Here is a 19,458-nt window from a genome sequence, read left to right as displayed (position 1 = left end):
GCAATGTGGCGTAAAGAAAACGGAATTGATGGAAATATAAAGTTTCCATAAAGCGCATCTTAGAGAGGCTGTATGCTCCCCGATCTGGAAGGCTGGGCTGTTTTTGCCCGTGTCGCCGAAAGCGGCTCGTTCGCCTCTGCAGCACGAACTCTTGGGCTGTCTCCGCCTACAGTGTCCAAGGTGATTGCGCGTCTGGAGCATCGCTTGAAAACAACCCTTTTCCAGCGAAGTGCCCGTCACCTCTCCCTGACATCCGCCGGAGTGGCATGTCTGGAACGCGCACGCCGGATGCTGGCCGATGGTGAAGGATTGGAAGCAGAGCTGCGGGAAGGCTCGGTCAGCCCAAGGGGAACGATTCGCCTGGCGGCTCCCATGGGGTTCGGGCTGGATATTCTTGGACCTGTTCTGCCGGAATTTATGGACAGGTATCCGGATATTTCCATGGAAATTGATCTGGATGACCGGACCGTCGATCTACTGAGTGGCCGGTTCGAAGCAGCCGTCCGCATTACGCCGGGAGATCTCGCTCCCGTAACCAACGGAGGGGCTCATCTTCTTTGCCGGTCCGTGATGCGGCTGGTCTGTTCGCCACAAATGAAGGAGAGACTCGGGACGATCGAAAAACCGGAAGATCTTTCAGGCAATGCAGGGTTGCTCTACGCGAATTCCGATCTGCCGGACCTTCTTCGCCTTACACATGAGAATGGCCAGCAGGCATCTGTCCGACTTCGAAACCGGATGATGGTCAATAGTGGAGACATGCTTTTGCCAGCGCTCCGAAATGGCTCAGGCCTAGCGCTTCTGCCAGATTTCATGCTGCGGAGGGACCTGGATGCAGGGCGAGTGGTCGAGGTTCTGCCGAAGTGGCGGGGGAGTGTTCTGTCGGTCTGGTTCATGGTCGTGGGGTGTGGTGCCACCCGGATGCAGATGCCTGCGCGGCTGCGTGTTCTGCTGGCCTATCTGGAGCAGGCACTTGGCGGAAAGATTTCACAGGATTACAGTGCCGCGCAGGAGAAAACGCGATGAATTATGATGCGATGTTCCAGTCCGCCCTGGACGGTCTGCGCGCCGATGGCAGCTACCGTTACTTTGCGGAACTTGAGCGCCGGTCCGGCAATTTCCCGAAAGCCTATCATCATGGGCTCGGTCGTGACGTCACAGTGTGGTGTTCCAACGATTATCTCGGCATGGGGCAGCACCCGGAAGTTCTCAAGGCGATGCACAACGCCCTTGATGAGACGGGCGCTGGTGCAGGCGGAACACGCAACATTTCCGGCACCAACCACTATCATGTGGAACTGGAAAAAGAACTGGCGTCCCTGCATGGCAAAGAAAGTGCACTGCTCTTCAACTCAGGTTACCTGTCCAACTGGGTGACGCTGGGAACGATTGCAGGCCGTCTGCGCAATTGCGTGGTTCTGTCTGACGAACTCAATCATGCGTCCATGATTGAAGGTATCCGTCATTCCCGCGCTGAGAAGCAGATTTTCCGTCACAATGATGTGGAAGATCTGGAGCGTCGCCTGAAAGAACTTCCAGCAGACGTTCCCAAGATCATTGCGTTTGAGTCCGTCTATTCCATGGATGGCGACATCGCGCCGATCGAAGCCTTCTGCGATCTGGCCGACAAATACGGCGCGATGACTTACCTTGATGAAGTTCATGCCGTGGGCATGTACGGCGATCACGGTGCAGGCGTAGCTGAAAAGCTGGGCCTGTCTCATCGTCTGACGGTGATCGAAGGGACGCTTGGCAAGGGATACGGCGTTGTGGGGGGCTACATTGCTGCCTCTGCACCGCTTTGCGATTTCGTGCGCTCTTTCGGTTCAGGTTTCATTTTCTCCACGGCTCTGCCGCCGATGATTGCTGCGGGTGCTCTGGCCAGCGTCCGTTATCTCAAGCGCAGCAGCGTCGAGCGTGAGGGGCAGCAGCGTGCGGTTGCCTATCTGCGTGCCGCTCTGGACAAGGCAGGCATTCCGCATGTCGGCAATCCGAGCCATATCGTCCCCGTCATGGTGGGTGAGGCAGAACTTTGCCGGGATCTGTCCGACGAATTGCTGAACCGCTTCGGGCATTACATCCAGCCAATCAACTTCCCGACCGTCCCGCGCGGAACGGAGCGTCTGCGCCTGACGCCGACGCCGCTTCATACGAACGAAGCAATCGATGAACTGGTTGAAGCACTCTCCACGCTTTGGCGTGAACGTCAGCTCAAGCGCTCTGAAGCGGCCTGAAGTCAGGTAGGACAGCGCTCTGAATTCTGAAAAAGGCAGCCGGGTCACTGGCTGCCTTTTTTGATTCTGCACTGGTCAGGCGAGCACGTGGACCCATGCATTCTTGCCTGAGCGCAGTGTAACTTGCACCCTTTTGTAGCTGGACACTTCGTAAGCGTCCGCAGCGAGAAGCTCAGCTTCAGTGATGCGGAAGACTTGCCCCGTGATTTCGTCCTGTGGATTGTCACTAGGGCGAATAACAGGATGAAAGCGTTTGCCGCTGGCCTTGATAACAGCAGCGTCCGTGATTTCCATCATCGACGTCTGATAGCCCGTTATCGCATCATCTTCGCCATGTAGCAGGCGACTAAATGAGGAGAGCTGAACCTCGGGGTGCTGGAGCGTTCCGTAAGAAAACAGATAAACCGACATTGGGTCTGGCATGAGTGGCTCCCTTGCCGTGAGATGAAGTGGGAGGACGTCAGATCTTTCGGTAGCCCTGCCAAAGCGCTGTCACAGGTTGCCCGTCTTTCTGTGGGGTCAGATGGATGTAAAGCCCATCAATCTGTTCCAGAGGCAGGCAATCATCTACTTCCATGAAGTTATCGCGGTGGCGGTGGTCATAGCCCGGTAATAAGGTCTTTTTGGCTTTTGCCTTGGCCTCTTCTGGCGATGCAGCAACAAGAAACGTGAAGGCGTGCTCTTCCTTGAGTTCGCCAGGCGCATACCCACCCATATTGATGAAATAGAGCGTTTTGCCGCCTACAGGCTTTTCAGGACTGAGTGTAACAGCATGTCCATCAGCCCATGCAATGACACCATAGGCGTCAACGTGCAGGGAGTTTCGTACTCCAAACCAGCGCTCCGCAAGAGAGGGATAGGCATCTTCCGGCTTGTTCGCGATCGCAAACTGAACATCATGAACTTCGATATTGGCGCCGGGCGCTGCCCCGCCGAGATAGAAAACATACAGGTTCAAGGGCGTGCCCTCCTGAGTAAAATAAAGCGGGTCATAGCTGTTTATCGGCCTCACTTCACGGTGAAACGCATTGACAGGGCGAAGCGGATGCGATGAGTGTGGCCCCTACCAGGGGGAGCTTCGCCCGAAGAAGCTGAGAGGTCACTGAAAGACTGCAAGGTCTGCGGTGTGACGACCCTGCCGGGTGCATTCTGCATCCGGGAAACCTGATCCGGTTAGAACCGGCGGAGGGAATGGTGTTGAGACACAACGAAACTGGCATAGCCGGTGTTCCGTGTTGTTACTCCCTCTGCCTCAGAGGGGGCGAACATGGGTGATATTCCACAAAACCTGAACCAGAAACCAGCGGTAGATCACGTGACGACAGGCCCGATCCAAGGGTCCTGCAAGAAATGGTCCGAAGCACCGGGGCGTCCGGATATCCTGGTTCCCTATCGCGAAATTGCGCTGCATCCGTCAGCCAATGAGGCGCCTGTCAGAGTTTATGACACGTCTGGTCCGTACACAGACACGTCTGTCACGATTGACGTGAAGAAGGGCTTGTCTGCTCCGCGGGCGGAATGGCTTGCAAAGCGGGGCTTCCAGCAGGTTCCCGCTCGTGCGGTCAAACCGGAAGACAATGGATTTGCCAGCGAAGCTCAGGCTGTTCCGGCCTGTCCTGCGGCGCATGAGGTCTATTCCGGCGAGGGCGCGAAATTCGTCACCCAGTATGAATTTGCGCGGGCAGGGATCATCACGGAAGAGATGATCTATATTGCTCATCGCGAAAACGTCTGCCGTGCTGAGATGGCTGAAGGAGCAGAAGAACGCCTTGCCGATGGCGAGGATTTTGGTGCCTCTATTCCAGCTTTCATTACGCCTGAATTCGTGCGGGAAGAAGTTGCGCGGGGCCGGGCTGTTATCCCCGCCAATATCAACCATCCGGAACTTGAGCCGGTTATTATTGGCCGAAACTTCCTTGTGAAGGTGAACGCCAATATCGGCAATTCGGCGGTGACGTCGTCTGCCGCAGAAGAAGTCGAGAAGCTGGTCTGGTCCATCCGCTGGGGTGCGGACACGGTGATGGATCTTTCCACCGGTCGGAATATCCACAACATCCGTGACTGGATTATGCGGAACTCTCCAGTGCCGATCGGCACGGTGCCGCTGTATCAGGCGCTGGAAAAAGTGAATGGTGTTCCTGAGAAGCTGACGTGGGAAATTTTCCGCGACACGCTGATCGAGCAGGCCGAGCAGGGTGTGGATTATTTCACGATTCATGCTGGTGTCCGCCTTCAGCATATTCCGCTGACTGCAAAGCGCACGACGGGCATTGTCTCCCGTGGTGGCTCCATCATGGCGTCCTGGTGTCTGGCGCATCACCGCGAGAGTTTCCTCTACGAGCACTTCGAAGAGATCTGCGACATCATGCGCCGGTATGACATCACCTTCTCCTTGGGGGATGGCCTGCGTCCGGGGTCGATTGCCGATGCGAATGACGCGGCACAGTTTGCTGAACTGACGACGTTGGGTGAACTGACGAAGGTGGCCTGGGCAAAGGGCTGTCAGGTCATGATTGAAGGGCCGGGTCATGTGCCGATGCACAAGATCAAGGTCAACATGACCAAGCAGCTCAAGGAATGTGGGGAAGCGCCGTTCTACACGCTTGGTCCGCTAACGACGGACATTGCGCCGGGTTATGACCACATTACGTCCGGTATCGGGGCGGCCATGATTGGCTGGTTCGGGACGGCGATGCTCTGCTACGTGACGCCGAAGGAACATCTGGGTCTGCCGGACCGCTCAGACGTGAAAACGGGTGTCATAACCTACCGGATTGCTGCCCATGCGGCAGATCTGGCGAAGGGACATCCGGCGGCTCAGCTACGAGACGATGCGCTGTCCCGTGCACGGTTCGAGTTCCGGTGGGAAGATCAGTTCAATCTGGCGCTGGATCCGGATACGGCACGCAGCTTCCACGATGAAACGCTTCCGAAAGAGGCGCACAAGACAGCTCATTTCTGCTCAATGTGTGGTCCGAAGTTCTGCTCCATGAAAATCAGCCATGACATTCGCCGGGAGGCAGAACGTCAGGATGGTATGGCGCAGATGAGTGAGGTCTTTCAGGAACATGGGGCAAAACTCTACGTTCCAGAAAACGAAGTAGAAACGATCGCGGAATAACGCCCTTCGCGGAATGATTGAGGGTGATGGCCTTGCGTCCATAGGTCATCACCCTCATCATAGAGTGATGCCGCTTAAGGAAGACCTTCGCCCATTCCGAAAAACCCGCAAAGTCACGAAACTGGCGACCCGACTGGGCAATTCGGCTTCAAGCTGCGTGCTGCATGTCATGGTCAATGATCGTGCGGGCCTGGTTCGGGAAAGTGCGGCTTTTGTCGGCCTTCTTGAGAAGGTGTGGAAGGCGCGGGGTGTTGATGCTGACCAGGTCTGGGTAGAACTGAACGAAAGAATCCGCCTGGCGGAAGAACTTCGTGCTAATGGCATCCGTCCCCGTAAAGGCGGTCATTACCGTTCCACCAAACTGCCCTGAGCCATGCCCTCTCTTCCAGATCTGTCTCATATTTCGCCGGATGATCTGAGCCGGCTGGATATCGGCGTGCTGATCGTTATTGGTCTGTCTGCTCTGTGGGGACTCACGCGCGGTTTTACGACCGAGCTATCTGGGCTTGTTGCCTGGGCGTCTGCCGTCATTCTCACCTATCGGTTTCACGCTGCCCTTGTTCCGTGGATTTCTCCGTATCTGCATGAAAGCTGGTTGGCGGAGAGCGTAAGCGCGGCAGTCCTGTTCATCGTCATTCTGCTAACTCTGACGACGATCGCCGGGCGTGTAGGAGCAGCGGTGAGGGGCACTCTTTTTGGGGGCGTAGACCGCATACTGGGCGCTATTTTCGGCATTCTGCGCGGATATGTGATGCTGATCGCACTTTATCTGCTGGCAGGGTCTTTTTTCGGGTCCTGGACCTCCTACCTGATGCAGGGAAGCTTCACCGGGCCATATATTGAGGCCGGAGCATCCCGACTTGCCGGTTATCTGCCACATTCATTGCAACCACATCTTGCATCGCCGCCCACAAGCGGTCATGACGCGTCGTTGTGAACCCAGTCCGGAAAGGCCGAACTGCATGACTGCCTCCGATACTCTTAACCGTCCTTACGAGGAATGTGGCGTTTTCGGCGTCTGGGGCGTGCCTGATGCGTCTGCCCTGACCGCTCTTGGACTCCATGCACTTCAGCATCGTGGTCAGGAAGCTGCCGGAATCGTCAGTTTCGATAACGAACGGTTCCATCAGCACAAAGGTCTGGGGCTGGTCGGTGATGTCTTCGGAGACAGCCGTGTCATGGCAACGCTGCCTGGAAGTGTCGCCATCGGTCATAACCGATACGCCACTACAGGCGGAACGCATGTCCGGAATGTGCAGCCGCTGTATGCGGATTATGAGTTCGGTGGGTTGGCAGTCGCCCATAACGGGAACCTCACCAACTCCGCGACCCTGAAGCAGGCGTTGGTAAAGCGCGGATGTATCTTCCATTCTTCCACGGATACGGAAGTCTTCATTCACCTCATTGCCATCTCTCTGTACACCACAGTGCTCGATCGGTTCATTGATGCTGTCAAGCAGGTGAAGGGGGCTTATTCCCTCATTACCCTGACGCCCGATGACGGCCTGATCGGCATGCGTGATCCATTGGGCGTTCGTCCGCTGGTTCTGGGTCGGATGCCGGGTTACGAAGATTCGAATGGTGGCTGGGTTCTTTCCAGTGAGACCTGTGCGCTCGACATCATTGGAGCGGAATATGTTCGGGATATCGAGCCCGGCGAAATCGTGGTGATAAACTCTGAGGGGCTGCGATCCCTTCGTCCGTTTGGCGATCAGGGTGGGCGCTTCTGCGTTTTTGAATACATCTACTTTGCACGGCCTGATTCAGTGCTCGAAGGCCAGCCTGTCTACGAAGCCCGCAAGCGCATTGGTGCGGAGCTGGCGCGTGAGACGGCAGTCGAAGCAGACGTTGTCGTGCCAGTGCCGGACTCCGGCGTTCCGTCTGCTATCGGATATGCGGCTGAGAGCGGTATCCCGTTTGAGCTGGGTATCATCCGCAATCATTACGTCGGCCGGACATTCATTGAGCCAACGGATCAGATCCGAAATCTTGGCGTGAAGATGAAGCACTCCGCCAATCGTCCGGTTCTAGCTGGACGTCGGGTCGTTCTGGTTGATGACTCGATTGTACGTGGAACGACGTCTCGCAAGATTGTGGATATGGTGCGCGCGGCCGGTGCGACGGAAGTGCATATGCGCATTACGTCCCCGCCAACGCGCCACCCTTGCTTCTATGGCATTGATACGCCCGAAGAGAGCAAGCTGATGGCAGCAACGCATACGATGGAAGAAATGGCTTCCGTTATTGGGGTCGATAGTCTGGCGTTCATCAGCTTTGACGGCTTGTATCGGGCGCTCGGTCATGAAAGCCGTGCAGATGGGGCCGGTCGCTATTGTGATGCCTGCTTCACGGGTGATTATCCGATCACGCTCGTGGACAAAGAAGGCAATCTGGTTTCCTGAGTGATATTCGCTCTATTGCGACCATAAAAAAAGCGCCTGCTCTCATGAGAGAGCAGGCGCTTTTTTTGTGCTCAGACAGATGCTTTCAGGAATACAGACCGTCAGGAATGTCTTCATGCGCTGAGGCAGGTCCGTTGATGTCGAGCGGCACAGCCATGATGGCCTCAAGGCCAGGGGAAAGCGGCGTATAGGTGAGGGTGCCACCAAGACTGCCGACGACAGCCTTCATCATGCGTGTCCCGAAACCGCTTCCGTTCAGATTGATGTCATGACGGCCCTGATCGGAAACAGTCAGCGTCAGACGGTCGCCAGTGACGGAAAGCGAGAGGTAAAGCGGACCGGCCTGGCCGCCGTAGGCATATTTGCTGGCATTGATGACCAGCTCCGTCAGCACCAGCCCGACATTAATGGCGCGGTCTGCCGAAATGGAGACGGGTGACAGAACCATGCGAAGTTGCGCCTGCCATTCTTCGCCGAGTGAAGAGCAGAGCTCTTCCATCAACTCTTCAAGGTAGCGGCTCAGATCAACCATGCCCATCTGATCGCCACGATACAGACGCCGATGAACCAGCCCGATGGCCGCAATCCGGTGCTGGGCTTCAGACAGGGCTTCGGTGGTTTCTTCGTTCGTGGACGTCCGGGCCTGAAGCTTCAGGAAAGATGCCACCATTTGCAGTGAGTTCTGCACACGATGGTTTACCTCACGGATCAGGAAGTCTTTCTGTTGAATCAGGCTTTCACGTTCCTGAACTGTTGCCGTCAGGGTCGCATTCAACTCGCGGAGTTGCTGGGTCTGATAATCGGCAATCAGGCTGCGGCGGAGACGACGGGCGGCCTGCTTCTGTTCTGTCGTCCATCGATGGGAATGGCCCAGAACGGTCTGCTCCCAAGACTCGAAAGATTTGCGAGGATGCAGAATCCCGTCGTGGTCAGGCGCTCCCTTGTGAGGATTGCCAGCCCACTCGATGACCTGAACGATCTCGACCCGGCTCCAGACAAGCGTCAGGGAGGTTCGGAAAGGCAGTGTGATGGCCAGAATTCCGGCAGAAGCCTCGGGCCACATTTCTGCGGGAGGGTAGTCTTTGCCCAGACACGAGCTACAGAAAATCCCGCCGTTGCTGCCCAGACGGAGCCAGTCACGAATGGCCAGGAGATCCGAATGTTCAGGAACCTTGCCAGACGTTTTGATTTCCTTCTGATCAATGACTGCAAAGCCATCGCAGGGAAACAGACTGCGTAACTCCGTAACGGATCGCTGCAGGTTGTCCTTTACGGACGCGGCAGGGTCGAAATGGGATGTCGCGAACTCAATGGCATTTCTCAGGCGCAGACGCTCCTGATACGTGATGAGTTCTTCCTTGTTTCGAAGCTGACGTGACATGACGCCAGCGAGCGTCCGGCATGCGGCTCTGATGTCCTCAGAAAGGATGCGCGGTGTCGCATTGTGGCAGGTGATCATGCCCCACAAAATGCCGTCCACGACCAGGGAGATCGAGGCTGAGGCCGCCACCCCCATGTTCGACATATACTGCAAATGGACGGGTGAGATGCTGCGAAGCTGCACATCGCTCAGGTCGATACCTGTGGTGCCAGCCTCAACAGGGCGAATAGGGGCAGCTTCGTAATGAATGTCTGGAATGACACAGATACGGTTGCGCAGATAAAGCGCACGCGCCTGCCGGGGAATATCGCTGGCCGGAAAGTGGTGGTTCATGAGGGATGGGAAAGCCTCATTGCGCTTTTCCCCCATCACGCAGCCAGAGCCGTCTTCCTGAAAGCGGTAGACAAGCACGCGATCAAATTCGGTCAGCTTCGCGAAGACCTGTGCGCCGTGATGGCACACGGCAGCAATGTCCGGGCAACGCTCGAAACGATCAGCCGTGGCATCAATCTGGCTGAAGATTTCCCACGTCAGGAAATTACGACTGTCCAGAGGCTCTAGTTCTACCAGAAGGTGCTCGCCAGAGACGTGGAACTGGGCATTGAATGTCTCGTCCTGCAGGCCGGAGACCCGGGTATTGTTCAGGGCCTTGCCGCCTGACTGTTTCAGTCCATCCGCTGGAATGTTCAGAAGATCAGGTAGGCTCTGGCCCAGCCAGTTCGGATTGAGGCGCGCTTCCAGATCGCCTGCACCGGCAATAATCTGAAGAGTATCGGCCTTGGCAATCAGGAGAAGCCCGTAGGGCTGGATCGCATCCGGGCGATGGATCTGCTCACGATCACAGGATGTGAGCAGCGCATCTGAAAGGGGCTGCCCCGACTGGAGAGAGATCTTCGACGATAAGGTCAAGGTCTGAAAATCCCTCTTGGCGGAAATGCAGAAAGTGTTTGGTCTTGTCATCTAGGCAGGGGCTGCTCGAAAAGCAAACCCCTGTGAAAATACGACAATTCAACAGGAATATATCGTGAACCTTAAGGTTTTCGGCCCCCTGTTGTCAATTTGGCTTACTGCTGGATTGCGTCCTGTTGCATCCAGGATGCGACGTCTAGAGATAGAGCATGACGGCTGGCCGGGCGCGTATAGAGCATGTGGCCACCCTGATAGAGATGCAGGGAAACGCGGTCTGCTCCGACCGTCAGATGGTCCTTCATCCAGCGGGCTGTGCCGAACGGGCAGGCAAGATCGTAGTACCCGTTTGCAACGAACACACGCAGACCGGGATCAAGCGCCAGAAGACGGTTCAGAACCGGAATCTGATGGATAGGGGCGGGGCCGTTTTCGCTCCATTTCCAGCTTGAATTGACCTTGAAGGAAAGCAGGTCATAGGTCAGCGGAGTCTGGAAACCGAGGTCGTTGGCGGCGTAACCAGAGAACGCGTTGCCATAAGCCCGGCCAAAGCCGAACAGCGTTGGGTCAGGGCTTTCGTCCAGACCATCTGCCGCAGGGTCGGCAATCGTCTGCGTAAAGTCATACAGGCCGTGAAGGCGACCGTTCTGGGACATGACGTCATGCGACCCGATCGCCGGAACACCATGCTGGCGCGTTACGACATCTTCCGGAAGGCCCGTACGGTGAGCGACTTCGGCGTAGAATGTCCTTCCATCTTCGCCACTGGGGATTTTGCCCGCAACCTTGGGAAGATAAGTGCCCATCGCCCATTCATACGCTGCATCAGCCGATTCCTGGGTGACGTTCGGGCTTTCATGAGCCGAAATCAGGCTGGGGATCATGAGGGCAGCAGACAGAGGGTTCTCGTCCGTGTCCAGAAGCGGCATTTCGATGGCAGGCGACAGCATCACGACGCCGTTCAACAGAATTCCCTGTTCCATCTGAAGCGCATTTGCCACCTGAATGGAGCGGATGCCACCATAGCTTTCACCCACCAGATAATGCGGGGAGGACTGGCGACTGTTCTTGGCTGTCCAGAGCTGGATGGCCTTGGCAAACGTGCTGGCATCCTGCTTGACACCGTAAAACTGGTCTCCAGCCTTGGCGGTGTCGAGCGGGCGGGAATAGCCCGTGCCCACGGCATCGAAGAAGACCATGTCCGTGAACGGAAGCCAGCTATCCGGATTGTCACCGAGCTTCGCGTGAGTGCCGTCGGTTGCGTCCTTGGGAGGCATGGTCAGTGCGACCGGGCCTGCGGCACCAAGGTTCAGATAGGCTGTTGCGGCACCGGGGCCACCGTTGAAGAAATACGAGACAGGACGCTTGGCGTCCGCTGCGCCGTCCTTCGTGTAGGACACGTAGAACATGCGCGCCGTCGGCTTCCCATCGGGGCCACGGAGGGTCAGGGTGCCGGCATGCGCGGTGTAGGCGATGCCATTCAGATGATGCTTCGTAACCGAGTCAGTGGGAAGCAGAGCGGCTTCACCGGTAAAGCTGTCTGAGGCCTTGGCTGCGTCAGCTTTGGGCGTGTCCTTCGGGGCATCTGCCGCCAGGGCAGGAAAGGCAGAGACGGGTGAAAGAAGGGACAGGGCAAGCAGCAGCGCGCGGCGGGACATCATCTGTCTGTCATCTCCGATGAGAATTGCAGGGTTGTTTCTGCCCTACCAGCACGGATGCTCGTCTGCCACCTGCCCCGCATGAAGTTTTCGTCATGCGGGGCCGGTATTGTCTTGTTACTGGCCCTGAGGCGCCTTGATGTTGGGAGACAGCATCAGCCGCGGATCGGCAACGCGATCATAGTCACGGGCTGTCATGAAGCCCAGTTCCAGAGCAGCTTCCTTCGGGCTCAGGTTCTTTTCCATCGCATGATGGGCGACCTGTGCGGCCTTGTCGTATCCAATGGCGGGAGAAAGCGCCGTAACGAGCACGAGAGAGCGGTCCAGATCCTGCTTCAGTTTGTCTTCGTTAGCGCGAATGCCTTCGACAAGATGCTGACGGAAGTTCTCTGACCCGTCATGAAGAAGCGTGATGCCCTGCATGATGTTGTGGATCATGAGCGGCTTGTACACGTTCATGTCGATCATGCCGGACGCGCCACCCAAGCCAACCGCCACATCATTGCTCATGACCTGAAGGGCGAGCATGGACAGGGCTTCAGCCTGTGTCGGGTTGATTTTGCCAGGCATGATGGAAGAGCCCGGCTCGTTTTCTGGCAGCAGCAGTTCGCCGAAACCAGCACGAGGGCCGCAGGCCAGCAGGCGGATGTCATTGGCGATTTTGAACAGGCTTCCCGCCGCAGTCCGCAGGCAACCCGACAGGTGAACTAGCGCATCGTGTGCGCCCTGAAGGGCGAATTTGTTTTCGCCAGCCGTGAAGCCCAGTTGCGTCAGATGCGCGATTTCTCCACAGGCACGGGTGTCAAATCCGGGATCTGTATTCACACCAGTTCCGAGCGCCGTTCCGCCGAGAGCCAACGGGAGGAGGCCATCACGGGCCGCTTCAAGGCGTGCGATGTTGTCTGTCAGCATCCCGGCGTAGCCATGCCATTCCTGACCAAGCGTAATGGGGACAGCATCCTGAAGATGCGTGCGGCCGACCTTGACCAGATCCTTCCATTCTTCCGCCTTGGCAGCGATGGCATCCCGCAGTCTGGTGAGGGCAGGGATAAGGCGGCGATGTACACCCAGAACAGCCGCAATGTGCATGGCCGTGGGGAAGTTGCAGTTGGTGGACTGCGCCATGTTGACGTGATCGTTCGGGTGTAACGGTGTTTTGCTACCTAGCGGCTGACCCGTGAGTTGGCTGGCCCGGTTTGCGATGACTTCATTGACGTTCATGTTGAACTGCGTGCCAGAGCCCGTCATCCAGACATGGAGCGGGAACATCCGGTTATGCTGCCCGGTCATGATCTCATCGCAGATGGTATGAATCAGATCGGCGCGATCCTGGGACAGGCGGCCACTGGCTGCATTGGCCGAGGCGCAGGCACGCTTCATGATCGCATAAGCCTCGATCATTTCCTGCGGCATCAGTTCGCGGCCGATGCTGAAATATTTCAGGGAGCGCTGTGTCTGAGCGCCCCACAGAACATCATCAGCAACTTCGATCTGGCCCATGCCATCGGTTTCAATACGGCTCATGCGGTCTGGAGCTTTCCTGCAGGACGGAGTTCATGCCTGCGCGGAAACTATCCCAGAAGGATCAGGGGGAAAACAGGGGAAGGGACGCAGATGAGGCTGGGCGCGTGAAAAACGTTCCCCAGCATTGTCGACGCAGACAATCAGCAGATGGCGCTTTCGCTTGAAGCACAGACAACTGCTGACTGAGATGTCGGCCTTTAACGGCCGAGCCAGCGATCCCCACCGAAGCGATTGTGGGAGAACAGAAAACCTGCGCAAAGACCTGCGGCGGCAAAGACGATCGTCCACAGGGAGATCGGGAGGAGCATGGTCGAAACGGCTGAAAGCAGAACCATTCCTGCAAAGGCACAGATGGCGGATTCGATCATCCGGGGCCCGAAATGACGTTCAGCACCGCAGTTCGGACAGTGCTCTGCGGTCGACCGGATTTTTTGCCGGCAGACCGGACAGATTGTGACGGCTGTGGAAAGGGGTTCCATCATTGGCCGTGATTCTCCTCATGTTCACCGACGGCGATCCGCGCTTCCACAGCCAGGCGCCATTGCGCATCAGCCGGGGCGGCCGCCAGGGCACGGCGATACAGATCAAGACTGCTCGCGGAAATGTGCCCGTCCTTCTGGGTCTGGAGTTCTGCGAGCTGGATTGCAAGCTCTGGAGTGAAATGAATGTCCAGAGCAGACTTCCAGTCAGCGATGGCTTCTGAGGTCAGGCCAGCGCGCGCCTCGATCTGACCCAGCAGGACATGACCTGTCTCGTAGGTCGGATTTTCCTTTGGAATCGTGGCGACCTGCGCCTGAAGCTTCTGGATCATGACCATGGCTTTGGCGTCGGGTTTGACCTGACGGGCGCTTAGAGGCTGTGGCGGCAGGGACGGGTGCCCGTTCACGATATACAGCGCAAATGCTGCAACCGGGATGCCAAGACCAACGGCGAGAACGGGGAGAAAGCGTTTCGAACGGGCCGTTGCGTCTTTCAGGTCTGGTGTGACGGAAGATTCGTCGGCAGCCAGAAGCCTCCGCTGGATCTCGATGCGGGCTGCCCCGTATTCGTCTCCGTTGACGAGGCCCAGATCCCGGTCCCGGTCGAGTTCAGCGAGCTGGCCGCGATAGAGCGTCAAAGCAGAGTCCCGCGCGTCCACGCGGCGGCGGAGGCGGCGGAGGCCATAAAGGGCCGGTAGCAGCGTGATAGCTGCAACACTCAGGATTCCCAACCAGAACAAGACTTTACTCCCGGCCCGACAGGGCATCCAGGCGTGCACGCTCATCATCCGAGAGCGGCACAGGTGTAACGATGCGACGCCTCGTCGCACGCCACGCAATAACAAGACCGGCCACCAGAGCCAGAGCAGGCATCAGCCAGAGCAGGGCTGTGGACCATGAAAACTGGGGAGCCAGACGGATGAATTCGCCATAGCGATCTCCCATCCAGTCCATGATCTGTTGGTCAGACTTCCCCGCCGCGACCTGCTCGCGAACAACTTTGCGTAAATCGCGGGCCAGCGGTGCACTGCTGTCTTCGATGCTCTCATTCTGACAGACGAGGCAGCGGAGGTGAGCACCGATGGCTTCCGCACGCTTTTCCTGCGCTGGGTTGGGGAGCATTTCTGACGGGTCATCAACAGCGAGAGCGATGCCGCCTCCAGCCAGTGTCACAGCGAGCAGCAGGGCAGACAGACGTTTCATCATAGTCCTGCAAGCCTTGGCCGGATTTCCGCGTCGTAGATTTGCGGATCGAGAGCGGCACTGCCATGCCAGAGAATCCGGCCGCCGGGGGCGACAAGAAAGCTCTCGGGAACGCCTGTTACACCCCAGTCGATCGCGACGCGGCCATGTCTGTCAGAAGCCACGCGGGCATAAGGCGTGCCATCACGTTGAACAAAGGCGCTCGCATTTTCCGGCTTGTCTTCATACGCGATGCCCCAGATGGGCATATTGCGGGAAATGGATCGTAGGCCAGGCATTTCCTGAACGCAGGGAATGCACCAGGACGCAAAGAAATTTACCAGAACCGGGCGTGTTTCAGCCTTCAGCTCCTTATCCGTAAATCCGTCACCCAGCCCGGGCAGACCTGGCATGGCGAATTCAGGAATAGGGCGGCCGACATTCGGGTTTTTGATGGCCCGCGGGTCAAAGCCGCCGCTTTCCATTCCTTGCAGCATTTTCCAGAACCCGACGCCCAGAACGCCAGCGCCAACAATCGGAAGGGCCGTCAGGAGGCCGCGTCGTGTTGCATTCATGCGTGTCTCTCCTCAGGCTTTGGCCATGGTCCGTGCGGCAGACCGCTTCGGTGCGCCAACGCGCAGACGACGATCCGAGAGCGAGAACGCTCCGCCGATGGCCATAACAAGCCCGCCCAGCCACATCCACGGGGCAAGCGGGTTCTTGTGCAGACGTAGCACATAGGTCGCATCGACGCCCGTTCCGTGCCGGTCTCCCACGACGCCATAAAGATCCGTGATGAAGTTCGTATGGATCGCGACTTCCGTTGTGGTCTGGTTCTGTGTGGTGAAGTCCCGTTTTTCCGGATGCAGCATCGTGATCAGTTTGCCGTTGTGGCGTACGGCAATATCTGCCTGCATCGCGCGGTAATTCGGCCCGGCATAGTCATGAACGTTGACAAGGGTCCAGTCGTCACCGGCAAGGCTGCGGGTCTCGCCAACGTGGATCTCTACGATCGCATGCTGGGCACCAGACATTCCACACAGACCCAGCACGGTAATGCCAGCACCGATATGTGCCAGCGCTGCTCCCCAGCTTGAGCGGGGAAGGCTCTTGGCGCGCGCCAGCATGTCACTGCGGCTGGAATGACCAAGGCCAATGCGGCGCAGAACATCCGTAACGGAGGCCACCATGACCCAGATCGCCAGAGCGCCACAGGCGATAGGCAATGCTCCAGAAAACTTCCAGAAACACAGGACCAGGCCGATGGCCGCGAAAATGGCCGCGACAAATAGGTGGGAGAATGTCCGTGCCAGTTGCGCCCGCTTCCATGGCAGCGCTGTTCCGACGCCCATGGCCAAAAGGAGGGGAATTGTGAGTGGGATGGTTGCCGCATCGAAGAATGGCTTGCCCACTGAAATGGTGCGCCCCGCCAGAAGCTGCATGAATGGCGGATACATCGTGCCTGTCACAACGACCGCACAGATCGAGCACAGCAGGATATTGTTCAGAACGAGCGAGCCTTCTCGCGAGACGGGCGAGAACAGGCCGCCAGATGTCAAAGACGGCGCGCGCCATGCAAAGAGAGCGAGCGAACCGCCAATGACCAAAGCCAGAAGTGCCAGAATGAACACGCCACGGGCCGGATCATTCGCGAAGGCATGGACTGAATTCAGAATACCTGAGCGGACAAGGAATGTGCCGGACAAGGAGAATGAGAATGTCGCAATAGCCAGCAGAACCGTCCAGATTTTCAGGCCCTCGCGCTTTTCTACGACGATGGCGGAATGAACGAGCGCGGTTCCGGTCAGCCACGGAATGAGCGAAGCGTTCTCAACCGGGTCCCAGAACCAGTAGCCGCCCCAACCCAGCACATAATAAGACCACCAGGACCCGAGTGCGATGCCGCAGGTCAGGAAGCACCAGGCCGCTACGGCCCAAGGGCGAACCCAGCGGCCCCAGGCGGCATCCACTCGGCCTTCAAGCAAAGCGGCAACGGCAAACGCAAATGGGACGGCAAAGCCAACATAGCCCGTGTAGAGAATGGGCGGATGGAAGGCGAGGCCGGGGTCCTGAAGTAGCGGGTTCATGCCCTGACCATCCATGGGAGCCGGAAAAACACGGTCGAATGGGTCGGAGGTCAGGAGGCAGAACAGCTGGAACCCGGCTGAAACACCGCCAAGAATGGCCAGAACGCGGCCACGGAGAATGTCCGGGAGATTGCGTCCAAATGTCGATACGGCTGCGCCGCAGACGCCGAGGATCAGGGTCCAGAGCAGAACCGACCCTTCATGGTTTCCCCACACACCCGTGATTTTATACAGCAGCGGTTTGGAGGCAGCGGAGTTTGCCGCAACATTCTGGACAGAGAAATCATCCCGAACGGCGCACATGATCAGGCTGAAGAAAGAGATGGCCAGAGCGAAAAGCTGTGAAACCGCGAGAAATGGCGCCATGGCGACAAGGCGGGCATTGCGCTTGTGAGCCCCCCAGAGGGGAACGACAAACTGAATGAGTGCGAGAACGCAGGCGAGGGCCAGGGCAAAATGGCCCTGTTCTGGTCCAAACATTATGGCGTTCAGCCTCCGGTTTTCTTGGCTGTCATGGTGTCCCAGCTTGCCGCGTCAGGGGCTTTACCAAAGCGTGGATCCCACTTGCCGGTACGCTTCAGTTCTTCGGCCACTTCCTTGGGCATGTAAGTTTCGTCATGCTTGGCAAGCACTTCACTGGCCGTGAAACCACCATCTTTCTGCACCGTACCGAGTGCCACCACGCTCTGGCCTTCGCGGAAAAGGTCAGGAAGGATGCCGGTATAGTGAACTTCGACTGAAGCCTGACCATCCGTCACGTTGAAGGAGTTTACCGGGGCATCGTTTTCCGTGATGCGGTGCAGTGAGCCCGCAACGACCATTCCGCCCAAGCGGATCGTGCGATCGGGCGCCGGGGGGTGCGCCTTGACCTGAGACGGGGCCATAAAGAACACGATGTTGGACGAGAAGGCCCTCAGCGTAAGGGCTGCCGCGGAACTGATGCAGGCGAGGCAGGCGATGACAATCCACAGGCGACGTGTCTTGCGGGTCATGATGCAGAGCTTTCACGGTGGCGGAGCTGGCTTTCGACAGCCGCCAGCCGGGCTTTGGCACGGCGCAGACGCAAAGCCGCGCCGATACCGAGAACCAGCGAGCAGCCGATGGTGAGACCATAAGCTGCGGCGATATAGGGCCAGTGATTGGGAAGGTGCATCATGCTGCGGACCTGTCCGGACGGTTGAGCCTGGAGCGTGCCATCAGCTGACGCGCGCGGCTCTCGTGGATTGCGGCACTCAGCCGGGCGAAAATGACAGCGGCGACACCAAGAGTGAAGCCGATGGTCGTGATGAGGAGCGGCCAGAGCATCGTCATGGACATGGTCGGTGCACCAGTCAGCGTGATGCTGTCCGGCTGATGCAGCGTATTCCACCATTGGACGCTGAACTTGATGATCGGCAGATCGATGGCGCCGGCCAGTGCCAGAATGGCAGCAGCGCGTTGTCCCCGGGCGGGTTCATCAAAGGCCCGGATCAGGGCGATGTGCCCCAGGTACAGGAAAAACAGCACCAGAACGGAGGTCAGGCGCGCGTCCCATACCCACCAGGTGCCCCACATCGGCTGTCCCCAGAGGGAGCCTGTAATGAGGCAAAGAGCGGCTGCGCAGGCCCCGACCGGGCCAATTTCGATGGCGGCGAGATCCGCCAGCGGATGCCGCCACACGAGGGAGAGAAGCCCGCAGACTGCGAGACCGAGGTAGCAGGAGGAGGCAAGCCAGGCCATTGGGACATGCACATACATGATCCGGACCGTCTCGCCCTGTTGCCAGTCAGCGGGGGCGAAAAAGAGACCCCAGACAATGCCGACGGTCAGGAAGATGATCGCACCTGTGGATAGCCACGGCTGAAGCGCACGGGCCAGACGCAGGAATTGCCCCGGATTGGCATAACGATGGAGCAGGTTGGGCGTAGGGCGCACGGGAACTCTCAACTCGGAGAAATATTTCTACTTGAAATAGTCCGAACCCCACGCATTCGGAAGGGGCGCATTGTCCCATTGTTCCTATGACTGTTATCACGTTTCACGGAAATGAGCGCGAAATGGGAACTTTCCGCAGGAGAAAGACGTGGCGTACTGGCTGATAAAATCCGAACCTGAAGCCTTTTCGTGGAATGAACAGGTTCGTAATGACATCGAACCATGGACCGGCGTTCGCAACTATCAGGCGCGGAACAATCTTGCGGCCATGAAGACGGATGACCTGGCGTTTTTCTATCATTCGGTGAGTGAAAAGCAGATCGTTGGCGTCGTCAGGGTCGTGAAAGAAGCTTATCCGGACCCGACTGCGGACGATCCGCGCTGGGTTTGCGTGGATGTGAAGGCGATTGGTGCTTTCACGACTCCGGTAACCCTGGCTCAGATCAAGGCAGATCCGGCTCTGGAAGAGATGGCTCTTCTCAGGCAGTCCCGTCTTTCTGTCGCCCCGGTGACGGAACAGGAGTTCCGGCATTTGACGAAAATCGGCGGGTGGGTCCGCGCCTGACGGAC

Annotated in this window: 20 protein-coding genes and 1 riboswitch; of the genes, 7 read left to right on the top strand and 13 right to left on the bottom strand. The window is 57.7% G+C overall.

Features of this window, described 5'->3' with window-relative positions; translation table 11 throughout:
• Positions 1–72 precede the first annotated feature (72 nt).
• Together ABF979_RS02120 and hemA are read left to right on the top strand one after the other, a co-directional pair.
• A complete protein-coding gene (locus tag ABF979_RS02120; protein WP_415557522.1) occupies positions 73–1,026 on the top strand; it encodes a LysR substrate-binding domain-containing protein in 954 nt (317 codons plus the stop codon).
• Positions 1,023–2,234 carry a 5-aminolevulinate synthase gene (gene hemA, locus ABF979_RS02115; RefSeq protein WP_415557521.1) on the top strand — a complete coding sequence of 404 codons (1,212 nt, stop codon included), beginning with the start codon at positions 1,023–1,025 and terminating at the stop codon, positions 2,232–2,234. Before ABF979_RS02120 ends, hemA begins: the two co-directional genes overlap by 4 nt.
• Positions 2,235–2,309: 75 nt before the next feature.
• Here hemA and ABF979_RS02110 read toward each other — a convergent pair whose 3' ends face one another.
• Together ABF979_RS02110 and ABF979_RS02105 are read right to left on the bottom strand one after the other, a co-directional pair.
• Positions 2,310–2,657: a gamma-glutamylcyclotransferase family protein gene (locus ABF979_RS02110; protein WP_415557520.1), complete on the bottom strand. Its 348-nt coding sequence runs from the start codon at positions 2,655–2,657 to the stop codon at positions 2,310–2,312.
• A 37-nt stretch (positions 2,658–2,694) separates the two neighbouring features.
• A complete protein-coding gene (locus tag ABF979_RS02105) occupies positions 2,695–3,192 on the bottom strand; it encodes a DUF1543 domain-containing protein (protein ID WP_415557519.1) in 498 nt (165 codons plus the stop codon).
• 101 nt (positions 3,193–3,293) lie between these two features.
• Positions 3,294–3,443, top strand: a riboswitch (TPP riboswitch).
• 58 nt (positions 3,444–3,501) lie between these two features.
• Between ABF979_RS02105 and thiC the strand changes: the two genes are divergently transcribed.
• The 4 genes from thiC to purF are packed head-to-tail and all read left to right on the top strand — an operon-like array spanning position 3,502 to position 7,757.
• A complete protein-coding gene (thiC, locus tag ABF979_RS02100) occupies positions 3,502–5,355 on the top strand; it encodes a phosphomethylpyrimidine synthase ThiC (RefSeq protein ID WP_237389820.1) in 1,854 nt (617 codons plus the stop codon).
• A gap of 13 nt (positions 5,356–5,368) precedes the next feature.
• A complete protein-coding gene (locus ABF979_RS02095) occupies positions 5,369–5,725 on the top strand; it encodes a hypothetical protein (protein ID WP_415557518.1) in 357 nt (118 codons plus the stop codon).
• Positions 5,726–5,728: 3 nt separating this feature from the next.
• Positions 5,729–6,292 carry a CvpA family protein gene (locus ABF979_RS02090; RefSeq protein WP_202206388.1) on the top strand — a complete coding sequence of 188 codons (564 nt, stop codon included), beginning with the start codon at positions 5,729–5,731 and terminating at the stop codon, positions 6,290–6,292.
• Positions 6,293–6,317: 25 nt separating this feature from the next.
• Positions 6,318–7,757 carry an amidophosphoribosyltransferase gene (gene purF, locus ABF979_RS02085; protein WP_415557517.1) on the top strand — a complete coding sequence of 480 codons (1,440 nt, stop codon included), beginning with the start codon at positions 6,318–6,320 and terminating at the stop codon, positions 7,755–7,757.
• Between the two features lie 85 nt (positions 7,758–7,842).
• On the opposite strand, the gene ABF979_RS02080 is transcribed toward purF, so the two are convergent.
• From ABF979_RS02080 to ccmC, 11 genes are all read right to left on the bottom strand, one after another.
• Positions 7,843–10,047, bottom strand: coding sequence for a histidine kinase dimerization/phosphoacceptor domain -containing protein (locus tag ABF979_RS02080; RefSeq protein WP_415557516.1), 2,205 nt, complete (start codon positions 10,045–10,047; stop codon positions 7,843–7,845).
• Between the two features lie 155 nt (positions 10,048–10,202).
• Positions 10,203–11,705 (bottom strand): S10 family peptidase, encoded by a 1,503-nt coding sequence (locus ABF979_RS02075; RefSeq protein WP_415557515.1) that lies wholly within the window; start codon positions 11,703–11,705, stop codon positions 10,203–10,205.
• A gap of 114 nt (positions 11,706–11,819) precedes the next feature.
• On the bottom strand, positions 11,820–13,226 hold the full coding sequence (locus ABF979_RS02070; RefSeq protein ID WP_415557514.1) for a class II fumarate hydratase: 1,407 nt from the start codon (positions 13,224–13,226) through the stop codon (positions 11,820–11,822).
• A 197-nt stretch (positions 13,227–13,423) separates the two neighbouring features.
• Positions 13,424–13,708: a hypothetical protein gene (locus ABF979_RS02065; protein WP_046899971.1), complete on the bottom strand. Its 285-nt coding sequence runs from the start codon at positions 13,706–13,708 to the stop codon at positions 13,424–13,426.
• A complete protein-coding gene (ccmI, locus tag ABF979_RS02060; protein ID WP_415557513.1) occupies positions 13,705–14,445 on the bottom strand; it encodes a c-type cytochrome biogenesis protein CcmI in 741 nt (246 codons plus the stop codon). The genes ABF979_RS02065 and ccmI overlap by 4 nt, the downstream gene beginning before the upstream one ends.
• A 4-nt stretch (positions 14,446–14,449) precedes the next feature.
• Positions 14,450–14,908, bottom strand: a complete 459-nt coding sequence (locus ABF979_RS02055; protein WP_415557545.1) for a cytochrome c-type biogenesis protein CcmH — start codon at positions 14,906–14,908, stop codon at positions 14,450–14,452.
• Positions 14,908–15,462, bottom strand: coding sequence for a DsbE family thiol:disulfide interchange protein (locus tag ABF979_RS02050; protein WP_046899968.1), 555 nt, complete (start codon positions 15,460–15,462; stop codon positions 14,908–14,910). Before ABF979_RS02050 ends, ABF979_RS02055 begins: the two co-directional genes overlap by 1 nt.
• Before the next feature lie 12 nt (positions 15,463–15,474).
• On the bottom strand, positions 15,475–17,454 hold the full coding sequence (locus tag ABF979_RS02045; protein ID WP_415557512.1) for a heme lyase CcmF/NrfE family subunit: 1,980 nt from the start codon (positions 17,452–17,454) through the stop codon (positions 15,475–15,477).
• Between the two features lie 8 nt (positions 17,455–17,462).
• Positions 17,463–17,966: a cytochrome c maturation protein CcmE gene (ccmE, locus tag ABF979_RS02040; protein ID WP_415557511.1), complete on the bottom strand. Its 504-nt coding sequence runs from the start codon at positions 17,964–17,966 to the stop codon at positions 17,463–17,465.
• Positions 17,963–18,130, bottom strand: coding sequence for a heme exporter protein CcmD (locus ABF979_RS02035; protein WP_143412318.1), 168 nt, complete (start codon positions 18,128–18,130; stop codon positions 17,963–17,965). Before ABF979_RS02035 ends, ccmE begins: the two co-directional genes overlap by 4 nt.
• Positions 18,127–18,888 (bottom strand): heme ABC transporter permease CcmC, encoded by a 762-nt coding sequence (gene ccmC, locus ABF979_RS02030; RefSeq protein ID WP_086634380.1) that lies wholly within the window; start codon positions 18,886–18,888, stop codon positions 18,127–18,129. Before ccmC ends, ABF979_RS02035 begins: the two co-directional genes overlap by 4 nt.
• Positions 18,889–19,036: 148 nt before the next feature.
• Between ccmC and ABF979_RS02025 the strand changes: the two genes are divergently transcribed.
• The gene (locus tag ABF979_RS02025) at positions 19,037–19,453 is read left to right on the top strand and encodes an EVE domain-containing protein (RefSeq protein ID WP_415557510.1); all 417 of its coding nucleotides are present in this window, start codon (positions 19,037–19,039) and stop codon (positions 19,451–19,453) included.
• The last annotated feature ends 5 nt before the right edge of the window (positions 19,454–19,458 follow it).

The organism is Gluconobacter sp. (genome assembly GCF_047723935.1).
In the GTDB taxonomy this organism is placed as follows: Bacteria; Pseudomonadota; Alphaproteobacteria; order Acetobacterales; family Acetobacteraceae; genus Gluconobacter.
The sequence above is the reverse complement of the archived record's forward strand: the minus strand, read 5'-3'. Positions and strand labels throughout refer to the sequence as shown.